This window comes from Kribbella shirazensis, assembly GCF_011761605.1.
In the GTDB taxonomy this organism is placed as follows: domain Bacteria; phylum Actinomycetota; class Actinomycetes; order Propionibacteriales; family Kribbellaceae; genus Kribbella; species Kribbella shirazensis.
Map to the genome: position 1 here is coordinate 1,514,835 of NZ_JAASRO010000001.1, position 19,732 is coordinate 1,534,566.

Below are 19,732 nucleotides of genomic sequence, written 5' to 3' on the forward strand. Positions count from 1 at the left end.
CGTGCTGTCCTCCCCAGGTGATGCAGACGGTGGATCTTATGGTCTGGACCACCTGGGGAGGAAGGGGTTTGCAGCTAGTTGCAGGTCAGCTTTCGCCGCGTTTTACCGAGGCGAGCAGCAGCTGCGCGACGTCCTGTACTTCGACCGATTCGCGGGCCGAGCCGTCGGCCTGCTTCGCGGTGAGGCCGTCGGAGAGCATGACGCGGCAGAAGGGGCAGCCGGTGGCGATTTTGTCGGCGCCGGTTTCGACGGCTTCGGTGGTGCGGTTGAGGTTGATCCGGGTGCCGAGTTTTTCTTCCATCCACATGCGTGCGCCGCCGGCGCCGCAGCAGAACGACTTCGTCTGGTTGCGCGGCATTTCGGCGTACTCCGCGCCGGGGATGATGTCGAGCAGTTCGCGCGGGGCGTCGTACACCTGGTTGTGGCGGCCGAGGTAGCAGGGGTCGTGGTAGGTGATCTTCTGGCCGTTGAGTGAGCTGTCGGCGGGGGCGACCGGGGTGAGTTTGCCGTCGCGGACCAGGCGGTTCAGCAGTTGGGTGTGGTGGATGACGTCGAGCTCGACGCCGAGTTGGGAGTATTCGTTCTTGAGGGTGTTGAAGCAGTGCGCGCAGGTGGAGACGACCTTGCGGACCTTGGTCTCCTTGAAGACCTCGGCGTTTTGCATGGCGAGCTGCTGGAACACGAACTCGTTGCCGGAGCGCCGTGCGGGGTCGCCGGTGCAGGTTTCGCCGTCGCCGAGTACGGCGAAGCTGACGCCGGCGATGTTCAGCAGTTCGGCGACGGCTTGGGTGGTCTTCTTGGCGCGGTCCTCGAACGCGCCGGCGCAGCCGACCCAGAACAGGTAGTCGACCTCGTCCAGCGACTCGACATCCGCGCCGACCTGCTTGACCTCGAAGGGCAGGTCCTTGGCCCAGTCCATCCGCCCGGACGGGTTCATGTTCCAGGGGTTGCCCTTGTTCTCCAGGCCCTTGAACAGCCCGTTGAGTTCGGACGGGAACGAGGACTCGATCAGGACCTGGTAGCGGCGCATGTCCATGATCGCGTCGACGTGCTCGATGTCGACCGGGCACTGCTGCACGCAGGCGCCGCACGAGGTGCAGGCCCAGAGTGCGTCCTCGTCGATGACGGCGACGTCGGCGGGGCCGACGAGCGGTTTGTCCTGCTCGGCCAGGACCAGTTCGGGCAGTGATTTGCGTTCCTCGTCCGACGAGGCGAGCAGGTAGGGGGCTTTGGCGTAGGCGTGCTCGCGCAGGTTCATCATCACGAGCTTGGGTGACAGCGGCTTGTCGGTGTTCCAGGCCGGGCATTGTGACTGGCAGCGGCCGCACTCGGTGCAGGTGGTGAAGTCGAGCAGGCCCTTCCAGGTGAAGTCCTCGACCTTGCCGACCCCGAGCGCGGCGTCCTCGTCGAGTTCGTCGATGTTCTCGAAATCGATCGGTGCGCCGTTGACCGAGATCGGCTGCAGCGCGCCGAGCGCCGTACCGCCGTCGGCTTCGCGCTTGAACCAAATGTTCGGCCACGCGGTGAACCGGTGCCAGGCGACACCCATCGTGGCGTTCAGCGAGATCGTGATCATCCACGCGAACGAGATCAGGATCTTGATCATCGCGACCAGGTAGATGCCGTTCTCCAGCCGGGACTCCGGCCAGTCGGTGACCGCCTCGCCGAGGAACCAGGTCAGCGGGAAGTGCCACTTCGACGCCTCGCCGAGGTGCGCGGCCAGCCCGTACTCGAGGGTGCGTAGGCCCAGGATGCAGATCAGTACGCCGAGGATCGTGTACTCGACGTAGTACGCCTGCCAGGCCCGCGAACCGAAGAAGCGGCTGTAGCGGCCCTCGGAACCGCTCGGCAGATGCCGCAACCGGATCACGATCAACGCCGCGATGCCCAGCAGGCCGGTCCAGGTCAAGATCTCCGTGACCCACTCGAACACGATCCAATGCCCGATGATCGGCAGCGCCCAATGCGCGTCGAACAGCTGGCCGAAGGCCATCACCAGGCTGAGGAACAACCCGACGAAGCCGACCGCGACGAACCAGTGCAGCACCCCGATGTGGCTCCACTGCAGCATCCGGGTGTGACCGAGCGTCTCCTTGACCAGCGTGACGGTGCGCTGACCGGGATCGCCGGTGCGGCCCTGGGCCGGCTGACCGAGCTTGATGACGGACACCATGTGCCCGATCGTCTTGCCGAACAACGCGATACCGACAGCGGCGATCGCGAGCGAGACGACGATGGCGAGGATCTGCATACCAGCGATGTTATTGGTTGGTTACTCGTCAGTCATGTCTGTGTAGGGCTCGTCACGCCCCCAATTGCGCTGTCACCAAACCTACACACAGCGTTACAGAGGATTTCTTGCCTTCAGCATAGCCCGATTCGTAAGTTTCTAACCACTGCAATCGCAGTACCTGTCAATCGGTTTCGGTGGGAGAGAACGATGCGTCTTCGTCGGGGAATCGCTGCTGGAGTACTGACCGCGACCGGTCTGGTGGTGCCGGCCGCGGCGCACGCGGCACCGGCCGCGGGCAAGAAGTGCGACACCAGCACCGTCTACTGGTACGCCCGTGGCGGGCACGAGGTGTACGTCGGCACGAACCTGTACAGCGACTGGATGGAGGGGCCGGGCCGGATCACCTACCAGAAGACCGCGACCTCGGAGTCGAACTCGTCGTGGTCCGGGGATCTCGGGGTGAGCATCCCGCTGGTGATCGCGGAGATCCAGAACAAGTACTCCAAGACCGTGGGCAAGTCCCACGCAGTGACCGACAGTTGGTCGTACACGGCGGAGGTGCCGGCCGGGAAGGTCCGCCGGCTGCACCAGCTCAAGCAGTCCTGGCGCGTTCAGGTGGTGCGCTGGAAGTACACCACCAGCGACTGCAAGAAGACCAAGGAAGTGAGCAACCGGACCGCCACGTTCCCGACCAAGAACCGCGACTACATGTGGATCCTCGTCGGTCGCGAGTGAGGGGCGGACCTCGGACACTCAGTCGACGAGCCGCGCGAGCCGGGCCGCGACCGCCGGGCGGCGCGGGTCGTCCACGGGCAGGCCGGCCTCGAGGGCCTCGAAAACCTCGAGGTCCTCGGCGCCGACCGATGTCTGCGCGAACTGCCAGAGCAAGTCGGCGTCGGCGGCGTCCAGGACGGCGCGGCGCAGCGTCGCGTCGAGCTCGTCCCGCTCGGCCCGCAGCGCTGGAGCATCCGACCGCGCGAGCAGCGGGCCGCAGTACAGGGCGAGGGCAGCGGTCAGATCGCCGTTGCGGAGATGGGTCTGGACCTCGATCACGTCGCCGGTGACGTCCGCGACGATGCGGTACGGCTTGGTGTCGAGGACGCCGCCGCCAAGCAGGTTCCGCAGGCGGTGCATCTCGGCGCGGACCGTGGTCGGGTTGCCCTCGTCGCCGTACAGCTGCAGCATCAGCTGCTCGGCCGTGAGCCCGGTCGGCTGCAGTAACAACAGTGCGAGTACTTCGGCCCGCCGCAACGTCAGTGCGATCTCGCGACCGCCGACGACCGCGATCGGCTGACCCGAGCCGAGCAGTTTCAGCCGCAAGGACGGGCGCGAACGGCGTACCGGCGTACCCGGCATGCGCAACAGGTAGCCCTCGTCGAGTCGCTCGACCAAGCCCTCGCGACCGTCGCCGAGATCGATGCGATCGGCGCCTTCCGGTACGACGAGGCGGTCCGGCAGCCATTCGAGCGGCTGGACCGCGAGGACCCGGCCGGTCGGGGTGAGCAAGGCACCGGGCGCGTCGCCGAGCGCCATCAGGTGCCGCATGTTGCGGGCGCGCAGCATCTCGTCGGCGGCGGCCATCCGGACCTTCAGTTGTCCTTCGGCGAGCTGGGCCGCGGCCGTCACCAGGGCGACCATCGCGGGATGGACCGTGCGCAGCGGTCCGGAGACGTCGACCGCGCCGAGCAGCTTGCCGGTGTCGGGGTCGTGCACCGGCGCGGCGGCGCACGTCCACTCGTGGATCCGGCGGACCAGGTGCTCGGCCGAATGGATCTGCACGGGTTTGCCGACCGCGAGCGCCGTACCCATGCCGTTCGTGCCGATCTGGTCCTCCGACCACACCGCGCCCTCCGACAGCGCGATCCGGTCGGCGGTGCGCTTCACGTCGGCGGCGCCCTCACGCCACAGGATCATGCCCTGGGCATCGGTGACGATCATGATGTGCGACGCCTCGTCGGCGATCGTGGTGAGCGTCTGCCGCAGTACCGGAAGGACGGCGCGCAGCGGGTGGCTGGCGCGGAGCTCCTCGACCATCTGCTGTTCGAGGACCATCGGCGGCGCGTCCAGCTCCGGGTCGACCGCGGCGGCGAGAGAGCGTTCCCAGGACGCGGCGACCAGCGGCCGGGGCTCGGTCCCGGGGCGGCTGCCGCCGAGCACGTCGTCGTACAGCCCGCTCAACCGGCGGGCCTGCTCCGGTGCGTCCATACAACCTCACTCCACGTTGCAACGTCCGTGCAACGTCGCGGTGCCTAGGTTCGGTCCAACGTCGGATCCGTTGGAGGACCAATGACGATCTTCGCAGCTCCCGGGCAGGATGGCAGCCCGGTCGCGTACAAATCGCGCTACGAGCACTACATCGGCGGTGAATGGGTCCCGCCGGTCAAGGGCGGGTACTTCGAGAACCCGACGCCGGTGACGGGCGAGACCTTCACCGAGATCGCCCGCGGTACGGCGGAGGACGTCGAAGCCGCCCTGGACGCCGCGCACGGTGCGGCGCCGGGCTGGGGACGGACGTCGCCGGCCGAGCGGGCGAACATCCTGAACAAGATCGCCGACCGGATCGAGGCCAACCTCGAGAAGCTCGCGGTCGCCGAGACCTGGGACAACGGCAAGGCCGTCCGCGAGACGCTGGCCGCCGACATGCCGCTGGCGATCGACCACTTCCGGTACTTCGCCGGCGCGCTCCGGGCCCAGGAGGGCTCGGTATCGGTGATCGACGACGACACCATCGCGTACCACTTCCACGAGCCGCTCGGCGTGGTCGGGCAGATCATCCCGTGGAACTTCCCGATCCTGATGGCGGTCTGGAAGCTGGCGCCCGCGCTGGCGGCCGGCAACGCCGTCGTACTGAAGCCGGCCGAGCAGACCCCGGCCTCCATCCACGTGCTTCTCGAACTGATCCACGACCTGCTGCCCCCCGGTGTGCTCAACGTCGTCAACGGGTTCGGCGTCGAGGCCGGCAAACCGCTTGCCTCCAGCAACAGAGTGGCCAAGGTCGCGTTCACTGGTGAGACCACGACCGGCCGGCTGATCATGCAGTACGCCTCGGAGAACATCATCCCGGTCACGCTGGAGCTCGGCGGCAAGAGCCCGAACGTGTTCTTCGCCGACGTCGCGTCGTCCCGGGACGACTTCTACGACAAGGCGCTCGAGGGCTTCACGATGTTCGCGCTGAACCAGGGCGAGGTCTGCACCTGCCCGTCGCGGGCGCTCATCCAGTCGTCGATCTACGACTCGTTCCTGGGCGACGCGGCGGCCCGGACACAGGCGATCAAGCTCGGCAACCCGCTCGACACCGACACGATGATGGGCGCGCAGGCCAGCAACGACCAGTTCGAGAAGATCCTCGCCTACATCGCGATCGGCAAGGAGGAGGGCGCCCGGGTGGTCACCGGCGGCGCCAAGGCCGAGCTCGACGGCGACCTCGCGGGCGGGTACTACATTCAGCCGACGATCTTCGAGGGCGACAACAAGATGCGGATCTTCCAGGAGGAGATCTTCGGTCCGGTCGTCTCGGTGACGAAGTTCGACGACTACGCCGACGCGATGAAGATCGCCAACGACACGCTCTACGGCCTCGGGGCCGGCGTGTGGTCGCGGGACATCAACACGGCGTACCGGGCGGGTCGCGAGATCCAGGCCGGTCGGATCTGGACGAACAACTACCACGCCTACCCGGCTCACGCCGCGTTCGGCGGGTACAAGAACTCCGGGATCGGCCGGGAGAACCACAAGATGATGCTCGACCACTACCAGCAGACCAAGAACCTGCTGGTCAGCTACAGCCCCTCGAAGCTCGGCTTCTTCTAATGGTCGAAAGGGTGTCGCTCACGGACGAGGCGGCGGCGTTGCTCCGTCGCCTCACCGAGATGCACGGCCCGCTGATGTTCCACCAGTCCGGTGGGTGCTGCGACGGCAGTTCGCCGATGTGCTACCCGGACGGGGAATTCAAGACGGGGTCGGCGGACGTGCATCTCGGAGAGCTGGTCGTCGACGGCGTGGACAAGCCGATCGGCTTCTGGATGTCCGCGAACCAGTACGAGTACTGGAAGCACACCCAGCTCACCGTCGACGTGGTGAAGGGCCGCGGCAGCGGCTTCTCCGTGGAGGCCCCCGAGGGCGTCCGCTTCCTGATCAGGTCGCGGCTGTTCACTGACCACGAGTCCGCACAACTCGGACTCCTCTGATCTCACGTGGCCGCACCCCACCACCCAGCGGCCACGTGACCAGCGAGTGCCGACCGTCCGGTGGCGTTGCCGGACGGCCGGCACTCACCTAGGTTCCGCGTAAGGCGGCAAGGGCGATCTGGCGGACGCGCGCCAGGATCTCTTGCGGCGATTGGCGCAGGTTGATCGGCGCCGCGACGACCTCGACCTCTGTGTTCTTGATTCTCCGCCGAATGTCGTTTCCACCACCGGCATAGATCAGCCAGGCCGCTGGAACCTGAAGGGACGTGCAGTAGGCGAGCATTTGGTAGTGGTCGGCGTTGGCGTTCGTCCCCGTGCTCGAGGCGAGTTTGTACTTGGCGTCGAAGACGACGTCAGGTTTGCCCGCCTCGTCCCTGTGCACTACGTCCACCCGCATGATCACGTCACCATGGGAAGCACCGCTGCCCCCGGCCCGTCCTGTGGACCAGTCTCCGTCACCAGTCAGATAGGCAACCAGCTGACTCTCCAGACATCCGGGGTAGCCGGCCAAGGCCTCCGTCAACGCCACCGTGACGAATTCTTCGAAGACCTCCCACATGACGACGACGAAGGCTGACATCTCGACGCCTTCCAGCGACACGCGCGTAGAACTGTGGCGGAGTAGGACCTCCGCCAGGCCCAGGGCCGATTGATAGCGATCGTTGAGTCGCGAGGGCTGCCAGGCCGGGGTCGGTGTACCTGGCAAAAGCCGGGTCACGCCCGCGAACCTCGCCGCGAGGTGGAGCAGTCGTCGTCGGGTCTCCGGCTGCAGGCGGGGCACGCCGAGCATCAGGTGAATCGCGGCCAGCAGGATCTGGTTCTCCGCGATGTCGGGACTGAACTCGTCATACCGCACCTCGATGGGCAGGAAATGCCCGGGCCGGCGACGAAACTGGTCCTCGAAGGCGATGCGTCCGCGAACCGTCTGCAGAGCCTCCTGCTCGGTGCGGTATCCCTGCAGCAGCCCCATCGTCAACGCCTGCTCGACTGACGCGATGAGCGACTGGGCCATCGCCGGCCACAGGTCGCCGTACGTCTCGGCCGTTACCGTCTCCGGGCGGAAACCCGGGTTCTTGGCGTAGCCGAGGAGGAAGATCAGATGCGCGACGCCCAGCTTCTGTTTGGGAGTCACCTCGATCTGCAGGTCACCGAAGCGCACGGCTCCGACTCGCCCGTTCGGCAACAGCCGGTAGGTCCCGGCGTCCGCGCGCCGGACGTCGACGAGCTCCGATCGCTCGAGCAGGACCGCCTGGTTGGGGCTTAGCTGGACCTCGATGCCGTCCGCATCGAGCTCGTCGAGCGATTCGTACCTGAAACTCATCAGGCGTCCGCGTCGTCCGGGGCCCCGTCCGCCTTGGCACGTTCCGCGATCCGTCTCCGCAGTTCCGCGAGCCCGAACTCTTGGTCGATCTCCTCTGGGGACTTGCTGCCGTAGAAGTGCTCGTGGAGCAGAGGCAGGATGTCGTAGCGCCAGACCAGGTCCAGCGCTCCAGGCGCATCCAGCCCGTCCCTCATCAGGTATGACGGACCGATGTGCAGGTCGTGGCCGGGTCGACCCATCGCCAGATTGAGCTCCGCGAGAAGCTCGACCCGGTCGTCGGTCAATTGCTGCCGCTTCGCGAACGCGGCAAGAACTCCCCTCACCGGTTCCCGTTGAGGGTGCATCTCGTAGAACGGGAACCGGCGTCGGATCGCTGCGTCGACGAGGGCAATCGAGCGGTCCGCGGTATTCATCGTGCCGATGATGAACATGTTGTCGGGAAGGCTGAACGGTTTGTCTGGCCGGTATTGGAGCCGCACGGTCTCCTCGCGGTACTCCAGTAGGAAATAGAGCTCGCCGAAGACCTTGGGCAGGTTCGCGCGGTTGAGCTCGTCGATGATGAGCACGTAGGCCTTGTCCCGGTTCTCGGCCTTGGCTGCCTCGGCCGCCATCAGCTTGAGCGGACCGTCCTGCAAGGCGAAAGGCTGGTTGCCGTTCCCCTCGACAGGTCGGAACCCCTCGAAGAAGTCCTCGTAGGCGTAGGAAGGATGAAACTGCACGAGTCGGACTCTGCTGGGATCCTGAGCCCCCGCCAGCCGTTCAGCGAGCTTCTTGGCGACGTACGTCTTGCCGGTGCCGGGCGGTCCGTAGACAACCAGCTGCCGACGCCGGTTGAGTAGTTCGACCAACTCCTGGAGTGGCGCGACCGGCATGTACAACTCGTCGGCCAGGTCCTGGGACACAGCCGGAAGCATCACCCGCTCGACTGCTTGGGCTCCGCGTGGCTCGGCTGGCGCGACGGTTTCGTCGTCCAGGAGCGCGGTCAGGAGATCGCTTACCCCGGTGAGGTCCACGACGTGGCCTTCTTGTTCCAGGGCGGCGCTGAGTTTGGCCGGGAGCGTCTCCAGCGGTCTCCCCGACGCAGACCAGAGAACTGGGCGGGTCAGCGGCGACGGCGACGGTTCCTCGTTCGGCGAAGGATCGTCGACCGTCCCGATCATGAGTTGCTCGTCCGTCAGGGCGACCACCAGGTCCTGCGGCCGCACGCCTTCGAGGAACGTATGAAAGGCCACGGTGAGCTCTTCCCGCTGGGAAGGCGCCAGGTGCGCATAGCCATCGCTCACTAGGCGCGCGACAGCTCCGGAGGTCATGTCAGGCGTCAGCGCGAGCCCGGCTTCGTCCCGGAGGTCGATGCAACTCTTCTCGAGCCACCTGTTGACGTCGTTCGGTGCGTCTGTGCGGATGAGCCAGGCCCGCGGTCCGGCGTACGAACCGGGCCGCCATCGGTTGACGTAGGGCGGGTCGTACCAGGAGTAGAAGTTCTTGTTCTTCCGTTCGTGCAGCGTTCGGAGGGCTACGAGATCGCGGGTTACCTCGTCGTCGTGGTCGCCGCTTGGCTTCCCGAGATCGGCGATCAGGCCGTTACGGATCCGCCTGCGGTGGTCCGCGCTGACGATCGACGGGAACAGGCCGGGCCATGCGAGGTACTCGACGGCGTACCGGATGGATGGTGAGTCTTCCGGTACGCCGGTCGTCACCTCGCGGAAGGCGAAGGGATCCCGCAGGGCCTCGTCGATGACCTCCGGGGGTTGCTCGAGCCAGTGGAGCACGAACCGGCAGAGCCACTGCAGGTGCTCGGGCGCCTTGATGTGATAACCCTGCCCGCCGGCGAATGCGTGGCCGTCGTCCAGTGCGGCCACCTGTGACTCGGGCAATCCGGGTGCGCCTGACATCGACGCGAGGATGGCACCGATACGGTCGATCTTGGTCGAGGCCTTCATATCGTGCAGCGGCGCGTCCCGGATGTACAGAAACTCGGCAGCGAGGCACAGCACCTCGTCCTCTGCACCTGCGAGTTGCTGGACCAGCCGTTCGAAGAAGCGCAGACCGCTCTCGCCCGTCGTCAGGCGGTCGGCCAGATTCTGCGCGGTCTCGACGGACCAGCTCCGGACTCCGCTGACGAGCGCCGAGGTCTCGCCCCGAAGACCGGCGGACAACACATCCCAGGCCGCACTCTCCATGATGGGGCTGACGCCGGCACCGCGATCGACGCGGACTTCGCCAGCGCTACCCTCGCGCCAGTGTTGCAGCTCGGCACGTTTCATCGGCGGCCAGGTGTCCGGTGGCGCCCACTTCAGGGCCACCCAACCGAGGCCTTGGGCATCCAGTCGATCCCGGGGCCGAGGAGGCTCGTCGCCCCACCTCTCGAGCAAGCCGTCGCACAGCGACAGCAGCGCCGTGTAGCGCTCGCCCGGTGAGGTTCCGGGGGTCTCGCCAACCCGCGCTGCCCAGCCTGTTCCAAGAGCCGGCCGGTACGGCGGGAACGAATTCGGGTCGACCCCGAGCAGCACGCACGACGCGAAGACCGTTCGATCGCCGGGGCTGACGTATGCGCCCCAGTTGCCGAGCTCCTCACCGAAGCCGTCGATGGCATCGACTGCGCCGGACGTGTGCAGTTGCCCGAAGGCTGCACGGACCTCATCGGGATGGTCCTGGATGCGGTTGCGCAGCCATGTCTGGGCGAACTGGTCAACGAAGTTTCCTGCTGCGGCCGCCTGCCTGAGCCGCTCCGCCCAGTCGGCGCTGCCGGTCGCGCACGCGGCGCCTGCCGCGGCCCACTTCTCTGCCGCTTTCAGTTTGTAATCGCGCTCTTCTGCGTCCAGGTCGACGTCCGCGACGAGCTCGCGCGCCCATCGGAGAAACGGCTCCCAGCCGACGCCTTGCGCCCCACCGTCGCGTTTGGACGCGTGGTAGCGACGAGTGACCTCAAGCCAAAGAGCGTCGGGCGACAGCTCAGCGAGCGCCTCCGCTCCGCTGTCGGTCAGCGAATACGCGTGGTTCTCATCCCGCGTCAGCCAGCCGCCAAAGGTGGAACGGGATATCGCCACGCTGGCAGCGGTGCGCCAGCGGACCTGGCCACTCGCGTTCGTGCTCATTTCGCGCTCGGTGAAGTCAATGCGCTCGGCGACTCGTGACAAGACCTCCGAACTACTCATCGGACCGCCACCCGATGCAAGGACTTCGTAGACGGTGCGTGTCAGCAGTCCGCGGCGTAACCCGTCGTTCGCATCAGATCCGCCCGCGTCGACGTCGCTCATGCCGACGACCATAGCGGCGACTCAGCTTTCTCATCCATATCCCAGCACAGTGCGGTAGATGGCGGAACTGTCCCGGTCTGGCATGTTGTCCTTCAACCGCAGGATCTGTAGTCGCTGTTCGGCTGTCGCGTCTCGTACCCGGTACGCGTCTGCCACGTGCGGTCGCTCGACGACGTGGAGCCAGAAGGTCAGGTCGATTTTCCAGGTGTCGGTGTGCAGTACGGCGTAGTACCGCTCGTCGGTGAGTGCGGGTGTCGGCCGGCGGTTTCCGCGCTCGTCCCGGAAGTCCACACTGCGTATCTCCACTGCTCGGTCCAGAGCAATCAGGCCGTGCAGGATGGTCGCCGTATTCGCGTCCGGTGCGTCGAACATGACGTCGAGGTCGCGGTCGACCATGAGGCCGGAGAGGGCGCTGCCGATCAGCACCGGCTCCCACGGAAAGGCAGTGCGGAGGCCCAGGCGCCGGTACAGCTCCTGGGCCTCCGCCTGCAACGCCTGTGCCCGATCGACGAGGGACATGCCTTCGAAGGTAGGCGCATTTTGGCCGGGACCGCGAACGGTTTCTACTTGATCCGCGTGGTCCTCGAACCGTAGAGCTTGCCGTTGTCGGTGTTCGCGACGATGACGACCAGCGACTTGGTCCGGCCGAACTGCATGTCGTAGTTGCCGCAGACCCGCGAGCCCTTGCCGAGGGTGTTGCGCTGCTTGAAGCCGCGCTCGGAGTCGTTCGGCAGGTAGAGCGGCCACGACCGTGCACTGAAGACTGCGACGACCCTGAAGTACACGCCGTCGCCGTTGCCCTTGACGTCATAGAGACAGTACTTGCCTTTGAGGCCCGACGAGCTGATCTGGTAACTGAATTCCAGCGTCCCGGTTCGCATCTGGTGGTCGTAGATCGGGATGGTCTTGTTGCCGCCGATCACCGTGTCGGCCGCGGCCGGAGTCGGTGCTGCCGCGGCGCCGACGGTCAGTGCGAGCGCGCCGGCGATGGTCGCCAGCCGAGTTGCTTTGCCGATCATGTCCACTCCCCTTGTGTTGTTCGGTGCGATCAGCCTGCCGCGCGGCGCTATACGTGGACTTACAGCTCGCTAGACTCGGCGGATCCTGGAGCTGGGGGAGGCAGGATGCGGTACGACGTACTCGGCGCACTGCGGATCCGGGACGACCACGGCGAGCCGATCGAGCTGTCGTCCGCCAAGCAACGCCTGGTTCTGGCGTTGCTTCTGTACCGGCGGGGCCAGCCGCTCTCGGCCGACCGGCTGCTCGACCTGCTCTGGGACGGCGAGCCGCCGCGGACCGCGCGTACCAACCTGCAGGTGTACGTGCACCGACTCCGTCAGGCCCTCGGTGAGGGCCGGATCCAGCACGGCCCGGACGGCTACCGGCTGATCGCGGAGCCCGGCGAGATCGACGCCGTACTGTTCGAGGAACACGCGGCCGGCGGGCGTCATCGCGAGGCACTCGACCTCTGGTACGGAGACGCGTACGCCGGGTTCGCCGACGTCGACGTACTCCGGGACGAGGCGTCACGGCTGGCCGAGCTCCGGCTGCTGTCGTACGAGGAGCGGGTCGAGTCCGATCTCGAACTCGGGCAGCACGCCGCTCTGGTCGCCGAGCTGCAACAGCTGGTCGGACAGCACCCGCTGCGGGAACGATTGCGCGGTCAGCTCATGCTCGCGCTCTATCGCTGCGGTCGAACGGCCGAGGCCGCGGAGGTCTATAGGACCGGCCGGGCCGCGCTGGTCGAGGAGCTCGGTCTCGAGCCGGGACCCGAGCTGCGACGGCTGGAACAGGCGATTCTGTCCGGGGACCCGTCGCTGGAGCTCACGCCGGTCGTCCCCGCACAGCTACCTGCCGCCGCTCGCTGGTTCACGGGCCGGGAAGAACAGCTGGCCAGGATCACCGCGCTGCTGACCGAGCGGCCTGTGGACGGCTCGGTTCCGATCGTCGCGATCGACGGCCCGGGTGGACTCGGCAAGTCCGCACTCGCCGTACATGCAGCTCACCGGGTGGCCGGTGCGTTCCCCGACGCACAGCTCTACGTGAACCTGCGTGCCGCGACGCCCGGCGCGGAACCGCTGACGCCTGGCGAGGTGCTTGCGCGCTTTCTGCGGGCGCTCGGCCGACCGGACGCACCGCATGAGCCAGAGGAGGCCGCGGCTGCGTTCCGTTCACTGACTGCGGGACGCCGGGTCCTCGTCGTACTGGATGACGCTCAGGACGCGGCCCACGTGCGTCCGTTGCTGCCGGGGAGTCCGGGGCCTGCGGTTCTGGTGACCAGCCGTACGGCGCTGGCCGCTGTCGACGGAGCGTCGGCCGAGCATCTCGACGTACTCGCGGAGCCGGATGCTCTTGAGCTGCTGACTCGGATGGCAGGTCCGGAGCGGGTGCGGGACCAGCGGGCCGATGCGATCAGGATCGTGCAGTTGTGCGGCGGGCTGCCACTGGCGGTGCGGATCGCGGGTGCCCGGCTGATGGCTCGTCCTGGCTGGCGGCTGTCGGCTCTTGCCGCGCGCTTGTCGGACAACCGAGCCCGGCTGGATGAATTGGAGCACGCGGATCTCGCCGTCCGGGCCAGCTTCGCAGTCGGGCACGCCATGCTGCCGGACGATGACGCGCGTTTGCTGGAACTCATCGGCTGGGTGGGGCTGCCTGACTTCACGGTCCCGGTCGCCGCCGCGATGGCCGGTCGGCCCGAGGGCGTCGTACGGCGCTGTCTCGACCGGCTCGCCGAGGCCCAGTTGGTCCAGGAGGAGAACGAGCGGTACTCGGTGCACGACCTGATCGGGCTGTTCGCCCGGGAACAGGCCGGCGAACGGTTGACCGACGCCGACCGCGCCGAGGCGGTCCGGCGCGTCCTGCACTGGTACATCGGTACCGCGCGATCCGGTGTCCGGGTAATCTCCCCGTACGCCGATCACCGCTGGAGATTCGGCACCACCGACCTCCTGTGCGCCGGGCTCGAGATCCACGACGCCGACGAAGCCATCCGCTGGATCGACGCCGAACACCGCAACCTGGAGACGGTCGTCAGCCAAGCTCTGTCCAACGGTGCCGAGGAGGCCTCGGCGGTCGCCGCGCTGGCCGCGGCCGCGAGCCAGCTCTTCGTCCAGAGCGAGCGAATCGAGGCGGCCGAACAGCTGAACGCAACGCTCCTCAGCCAGGCCACTGAGGCATCGGTTCACGAGCCCGCCGTGGTCGCCCAGGCTCTGATCGATCTGGGAATCGCCTGTCAGTTGATGAACCGGATCGCCCTCGGCGTGGAGTACCTGGACCGCGGTGCTGCAGCCTGGGAGGAGCTCGACGACCGCCTGGGACTTGCCAGTGCCCTGAACAGTCTGGGCGCCGGCCTGATCATGCACGCCGACTTCGATCGTGCCCGCGGCGTACTGATCCGTGCCGTCGAGCTCCACCGCGATCTCGGCCACGCCGACGGCGAGAACCGGGCGCTGACCAACCTCGGCGCACTGGCATTCCAGCAAGGCAGGTACGACGAAGCGCTCGCAGCCTTCGAACGACGCGTCGAGGTCGGCGTTGCCGGCGGCAACTTGACCGGGTTCGGCATCGCACTGGAGAACCTTGCGACCACCTGGCAGCGACTGGGCGACCATCGCCGAGCGCTGGCCGCCTTCGAGCGTGCCCTTGAAGTCCACCGCGAGGCCGCCAGCCGCCAGGGTACTGTCACCGCACTCTGGGGCTGCGGCGAATCCCTTCACGCGTTGGGCGACCACGCTGCGGCGCGCAGCCAATGGACCGAGGCCACTGATCTCCTCGTTCAGCTGCATCGCTTGACCGCTGCCGAAGCAGTCGAGCTGTTGGCCGCCGAGGTGCCGCGCAACCCCTACTTGCCGCCGGCCGAGTAGCTGATCACCAAGGGCTCTCCAGGGACTACCTGGGTGTCGATCGAGTACGGCGTGCCGTCGATGTGGACCGTTCGGAGGTCGAGGTGGCCGGCTTCGCAGGCGATGGAGAGTGTGCCTGAGGTGTAGGTGGCAGTGGCCCAGCCGGTGTTGGTGATGAAGGGGGTGCTCCAATCGGGGCCTGAGCGGGCCAGATCGAGTGGGGCGAAGGTGATGGTTCTGGTGATGGCGTTGTAGCGGTAGCCGGTGAGGGCTTCGAGGACGGACCAGCCGGCGGCGTTGCGGATGTAGTGGTCGCCGCACTCGATCGGGTTGAACGGGTTGCGGCGCGTGCCGTCGTACCGGGCCCAGAGGCCGTGGAGGATGGACATGGCCTCGTCGGTCAGGCCTTCGTACAGGCAGTGGGCGGCGACCTGGTACTCCGAGCCGGTCCACACCTCGTCGCAGTACCGCGTGGGGATGGCGGGACGACCCCCGTGCGGCCAGGTGCACATGAGCAGACCGGTGTCGTCGCCGTCGGCGAAGACGCGGTACGGGTGCTCGAAGTCGTGGAAACCGGTCCGCAGGTTGTGCCGTACGACGTTGCGCAGCGCAGTACGCACGTGGTCCTCCGGGAGGAGGTAACCGAGGTCCAGTTGGTGCGCCCACCACTGCCCGATCAGCTGGTCAGCAAGGCAGCCGTCACCCCACTGGAAGTCGCGGGTCTCGTCCGGGTCCAGAATCTGCCGGTAGTACTCGCCTGTGAACAGCAGGTCGTCGTACGCCTTGCTGCCGGTCTCGAAGAGCGCCCGGTACTGCTTGCCGTCCTCACCCAGCAGCAGTGCCATCTCCTCGGCGGCACGGAGCGCGGCCAGCCAGAGCGTGCCCATGAACGAGTTCACGCCGCACAGGTCGATGTCGTGCGTGCTGGGCTGGATGCCACGTAGTACGCCGTCCTGCAGCCACTTCCCGTGGATGTGGTCGAGCAGGCGTACTACGTTCGGCCAGCGGCTGCGCAGCCACTCCAGGCCGGCGCCCTGTCGTACCTCTCTATAGGTTTTGAGTACGTTGCCCAGCATCCCGTCCAGCGCGGGCTCTTCCGGGCCGCCGATCACCACGTCCCACAACTGCTTCATGTAGAGCGGTGCGCGTACCCGGTGCGGGATGTAGCCCTCCGGTGCCTGCATCACGTCGTACTCCGTGTCGCGCATGTTCTGCTCCAGCGACGGGAAGAGGCGCGACAGGGTCTGCTCGTAGTTCCACACATGCGTGCAGTTGAGGGGACACGAGCCGCCGGACCGGCCGCTCCACATCGCGGTGGACGCACCTAGCACTCCTTCGAATCCCAGTACGTCGCCGTCTGCGGTCTGGAAGACGGTTGGACTCCGTACGTCGGCTGCTAGCGCTGCTAGTCGTGCGCCGGCCTCACCGGGCAGAGTGCTCGACTCGAACGCCTTGCTCCACGCGGAGGTCAGGGTGTCGAGCTCTGACCACTGTGCGATGAAGGACTCGGCTGCGGCGACAGCGTCCGGCGTACGACGGGTGTAGGCGTTCCCGAGCCAGAAACGGCTGTGGCCGTACTGCGGATGCGGTCCGAACTGGTTGAAGTCGACATATCGGTTCGGGAAGTGCCACGTGATCAGGAAGCGGATCTTTCGCGTCTCGCCCGGTTGCAAGTCGAACGGGACCGCGAGGCCGCCGTTCCAGGTGCTGCCGGGGGCGCTGGGCCCGCTGGCCGGTGTTGCCGGGCCGTTGAGGAAGGCAATGAATTCGTCGGGGCGGGTCCACTGCGGGTGGGCGAAGGCCTCGCTGTCGGTGGCAAGCACCAGTTGCCCGGAACCGGGGTGGTCGATGGGCAGGGTGGTGTTCTCGAGGACAAGCGAGGTCCAGCTGCCGACGCCGACAGACTCGGCCGTGATGGCAGTGGGGGCGGCGGACTCGGCGGTGGTGGCAGCGGGGTGCGCGGCGGGGACGGTGGAAGAGGGAGCGGTTTGCGCGGTGGGGGCGGGGGCGGTGGGGTGGAGGGTGCGGATGCGGTTTGTGTTGCCGCCGTACAGGCTGTTGTTGGTGCCGTCGATGGGGGTGACGCCGTCCCAGCCGACCGTGTTCTGCAGTGCGCCGGCCAGCTTGCCGTGGACGGCGATGTCTCCCGGGTTGTGAAGGGTGAACGTGAGGGCGACGACCGGCTGCGAGCTGGCGGCTGCGTCGGACGGCACGAGCGGGTTGAACACGTCCAGGCTGACCTGAATCGGCAGATCCGTTTCGTACTCCACGCGTGCCCTGGGATACGTAGCGGTCACCTTGGTCGGACCGATCGACGGGATGACCCCGTGCAGTCGCTGCTCACCGGCAGGCACCACGTCGTCGGTGACGAGGGGAGTGTTGCTGGGCTCCTGTGGCGGGCCTTGCAGCAGGCGGACCTCGTCGAGCGGCGGCTCGATGCGGGAGAGGCGGAGCGCGAAGAAGCTGTCTGGTACGTGGGCCTCGTGATTGCCGACGTTGTGGAGCTGCCACTGGCGGAGCGCGCCGTTGCCGGCCAGAGCGACGGTGCCGGTGCCCAGGCCTCCCAGCGGTAGTGCGAAGTGTCGAAGGTTGTCACCGGTGTAGTGCATGTTTCTCCGTCCATGTGCCAGCAGAGGCGAACAAGGCCACCGGGCCGGGGGCGAGCAGTAGTAGTGATGCGGTAATCGACGTGCCGAGGAGCAGGGCGACAAAAGCGAGTGCGAGTACGCCGAGCGGGACCAGCGGTGCACGGGCAACCAGGTGGAGTGCGGTGATCCACAGCTGCTTGCCGCGTAGTCCGGCGGTGACGCGCAGGCTGAAGGCGTAGCAGGAGGCGAGTAATAGGAGCACGCTGGCGCAGCCGCTCACTGCTAGTGGGACGGCATAGAGCGGACCGGAGTACAGCTGCCAGTTGAACAGCGCGACCGCGACCACGACACCCGGCACCAGTCCCACCCCGAGCCCGGCAAGGGCGTGCTTCCTCAGGTTTGTGAGCAGTACTGGGACACCACCGCGTTCGTCTCGGACAACTGCGTCCGTGGTTGCTACGACAGCTGCCCAGACAGGTGAGACTACGAACGCTGCCAAGAGGACGCTGAGTGGTGACAGCCCTGGACTGAGGAAGACCACGAGGGCGTAGGCGGTGCAGATCAGTGTGCCGGCTGTGGCCAGCAGCGGGAGCTCATACCAGAGAGCCCTGAAGGCAGCGGGCAGGTGGCTGGTCATGCGCGCAGTCCTGTTGACGCGATGGAGGCGATGAAGGAGCGCTGGAAGATCAGGAACAGGACCAGGATCGGCAGCACCACCAGCGTGATCGCTGCGAACAGTACGACGGCTGGACCGCCGCCGACGGCGCCCTGCAACGACACCAGCCCGACCGGCAGCGTCATCTTCTCCGGCGACGACAGGAAGATGTACGGCCAGAAGAAGTTGTTCCAGGACGCCTCGAAGACGAAGATGCCGAGCGCCGTCAGCCCCGGCCGCGCCAGCGGCAGGATGACCCGGAACAGGATCCAGAAGTGCCCGGCGCCGTCCATGATCGCCGCCTCGTCCAGCTCCCGCGGGATCGAGGAGATGTACTGCCGCAGGAAGAAGATCCCGAACACGTTCACCAGCGCCGGCAGCCAGATCGCCACGGTCGTGTCCACGAGATGCAGCCAGCGCATCATGATGAAGATCGGTACGACGGTCAGCTGCACCGGTACGACGAGCGCGGCGAGCAGCACCGAGAAGATCTGGTCCCGCCCCGGGAACCGCAGCCGGTTGAACGCGTACGCCGCCAACGCACTGGTGAACAGTGCGCCCGCCGTGGTGATCACCGCGATCTGCAGACTGTTCCACGCCATCTGCGCGAACGGGATCAGGTCCGGCACCTGCTGGAAGTTCTGCAGTGTCGGCGGTCGAGGGATCCACTGCGGCGGCAGCTGGAACGCGTTGATCGGCTCCGACAACGCGTTCACGACCAGCCACACCAACGGCGCGATCATCACCAGCCCGCCGAGCACCAGCACCAGGTCGAGCAGCTTGCCTCTCATTGGTGCACCCACCTCCTGCTCAGGCGGAACTGCAGTCCGGTGACGAGCATGATCACCAGGAACAGCACGAGCGACAGCGTGGCGGCGTACCCGACCTCGAAGGACTGGAACCCCTTCTCGTACGTGTACTGCACGATGCTGCGGGTCGCGCCGTCCGGACCGCCCTGCGTCATGATCACCATCGGGTCGAAGATCTGGAACGCGCCGATGAACGTGATCACGGTCGCGAAGAAGATCGTCGGCGACATCACCGGCAGCGTCACGCTCCAGAACCGCCACCACCCGTTCGCACCGTCGACCCGGGCCGCCTCGTGCAGCTGCGCCGGTACGGTCTGCAGACCGGCCAGCAGGATGATGAACGTGTACCCGATGGTGTGCCACCAGTCGACGACGATCAGCGTCGGCAACGCCCACGTCGGCGACGCGAGCCAGTTGGTCGTTGTCGAGAGGTAGTGCGCCACCAGCCCGAAAGTGGGATCCAGGACGTACTTCCAGAGCAGCGCGACCGCGGCCCAGGAGACCAGGAACGGGAAGAAGAACGCCGTACGCACGAAGTACTTCGTCCCGCGGGTCATCGTCCGGTGTACGCCGAGCGCGAGCAGCATCCCGATCCCGATGTGCGTGACCACCGACGCCAGCGCGAAGACGAACGTGTTGATGACCGCGCGGATCGTCGCGGTGTCGGACACCAGCTGCTTGAAGTTGTCCAGGCCGGCGAACTCCGGCGTACCGAGCAGGTCCCAGTGGAACAGGCTGAGGCCGAACGCGGCGACCAGGGGGAGAGCGACGAAGACCACGAAGAGCAGGACGGCCGGGCTGATGAACAGGTAGCCGGGTAACCAGTCCCTCCGTTGCGGT

The 19,732-nt window shown here is 66.8% G+C and carries 14 protein-coding genes; 4 read left to right on the forward strand and 10 right to left on the reverse strand.

Annotated elements, in window-relative coordinates; translation table 11 throughout:
• Positions 1-85: 85 nt before the first annotated feature.
• Complete coding sequence (locus BJY22_RS07475; protein ID WP_167204705.1) at positions 86-2,251, reverse strand: (Fe-S)-binding protein; 2,166 nt, start codon at positions 2,249-2,251, stop codon at positions 86-88.
• Positions 2,252-2,440: 189 nt separating this feature from the next.
• Between BJY22_RS07475 and BJY22_RS07480 the strand changes: the two genes are divergently transcribed.
• The gene (locus BJY22_RS07480; RefSeq protein WP_167204707.1) at positions 2,441-2,968 is read left to right on the forward strand and encodes a hypothetical protein; all 528 of its coding nucleotides are present in this window, start codon (positions 2,441-2,443) and stop codon (positions 2,966-2,968) included.
• Positions 2,969-2,986: 18 nt separating this feature from the next.
• Here BJY22_RS07480 and BJY22_RS07485 read toward each other — a convergent pair whose 3' ends face one another.
• A complete protein-coding gene (locus BJY22_RS07485; RefSeq protein WP_167204709.1) occupies positions 2,987-4,438 on the reverse strand; it encodes a helix-turn-helix domain-containing protein in 1,452 nt (483 codons plus the stop codon).
• A gap of 81 nt (positions 4,439-4,519) precedes the next feature.
• Between BJY22_RS07485 and adh the strand changes: the two genes are divergently transcribed.
• Positions 4,520-6,043, forward strand: a complete 1,524-nt coding sequence (gene adh / locus BJY22_RS07490; RefSeq protein WP_167204711.1) for an aldehyde dehydrogenase — start codon at positions 4,520-4,522, stop codon at positions 6,041-6,043.
• 11 nt (positions 6,044-6,054) lie between these two features.
• Entirely contained in the window at positions 6,055-6,420 is a 366-nt protein-coding gene (locus BJY22_RS07495; RefSeq protein ID WP_475418528.1) for a DUF779 domain-containing protein, read from the forward strand.
• Positions 6,421-6,508: 88 nt separating this feature from the next.
• On the opposite strand, the gene BJY22_RS07500 is transcribed toward BJY22_RS07495, so the two are convergent.
• The 4 genes from BJY22_RS07500 to BJY22_RS07515 are packed head-to-tail and all read right to left on the reverse strand — an operon-like array spanning position 6,509 to position 12,017.
• Entirely contained in the window at positions 6,509-7,741 is a 1,233-nt protein-coding gene (locus BJY22_RS07500) for an McrC family protein (protein WP_167204715.1), read from the reverse strand.
• Positions 7,741-10,998 (reverse strand): AAA family ATPase, encoded by a 3,258-nt coding sequence (locus BJY22_RS07505; RefSeq protein WP_167204717.1) that lies wholly within the window; start codon positions 10,996-10,998, stop codon positions 7,741-7,743. The genes BJY22_RS07500 and BJY22_RS07505 overlap by 1 nt, the downstream gene beginning before the upstream one ends.
• A 30-nt stretch (positions 10,999-11,028) precedes the next feature.
• Entirely contained in the window at positions 11,029-11,517 is a 489-nt protein-coding gene (locus BJY22_RS07510; RefSeq protein ID WP_167204719.1) for a hypothetical protein, read from the reverse strand.
• Positions 11,518-11,561: 44 nt separating this feature from the next.
• Positions 11,562-12,017: a hypothetical protein gene (locus BJY22_RS07515; protein WP_167204721.1), complete on the reverse strand. Its 456-nt coding sequence runs from the start codon at positions 12,015-12,017 to the stop codon at positions 11,562-11,564.
• A 105-nt stretch (positions 12,018-12,122) separates the two neighbouring features.
• Between BJY22_RS07515 and BJY22_RS07520 the strand changes: the two genes are divergently transcribed.
• Entirely contained in the window at positions 12,123-14,861 is a 2,739-nt protein-coding gene (locus BJY22_RS07520; protein WP_167204723.1) for an AfsR/SARP family transcriptional regulator, read from the forward strand.
• Here the strand turns inward: BJY22_RS07520 and BJY22_RS07525 are convergent.
• Genes BJY22_RS07525 through BJY22_RS07540 form a run of 4 tightly spaced genes read right to left on the reverse strand, consistent with a single transcriptional unit; the run spans position 14,840 to position 19,671 of the window.
• Positions 14,840-17,449: a GH116 family glycosyl-hydrolase gene (locus BJY22_RS07525; RefSeq protein WP_167204725.1), complete on the reverse strand. Its 2,610-nt coding sequence runs from the start codon at positions 17,447-17,449 to the stop codon at positions 14,840-14,842. The genes BJY22_RS07520 and BJY22_RS07525 overlap by 22 nt on opposite strands.
• A complete protein-coding gene (locus BJY22_RS07530; protein ID WP_167204727.1) occupies positions 17,433-18,065 on the reverse strand; it encodes a hypothetical protein in 633 nt (210 codons plus the stop codon). Before BJY22_RS07530 ends, BJY22_RS07525 begins: the two co-directional genes overlap by 17 nt.
• Positions 18,062-18,874, reverse strand: a complete 813-nt coding sequence (locus BJY22_RS07535) for a carbohydrate ABC transporter permease (protein WP_167204729.1) — start codon at positions 18,872-18,874, stop codon at positions 18,062-18,064. Before BJY22_RS07535 ends, BJY22_RS07530 begins: the two co-directional genes overlap by 4 nt.
• Complete coding sequence (locus BJY22_RS07540; protein ID WP_337758347.1) at positions 18,871-19,671, reverse strand: carbohydrate ABC transporter permease; 801 nt, start codon at positions 19,669-19,671, stop codon at positions 18,871-18,873. Before BJY22_RS07540 ends, BJY22_RS07535 begins: the two co-directional genes overlap by 4 nt.
• Between the last annotated feature and the right edge of the window lie 61 nt (positions 19,672-19,732).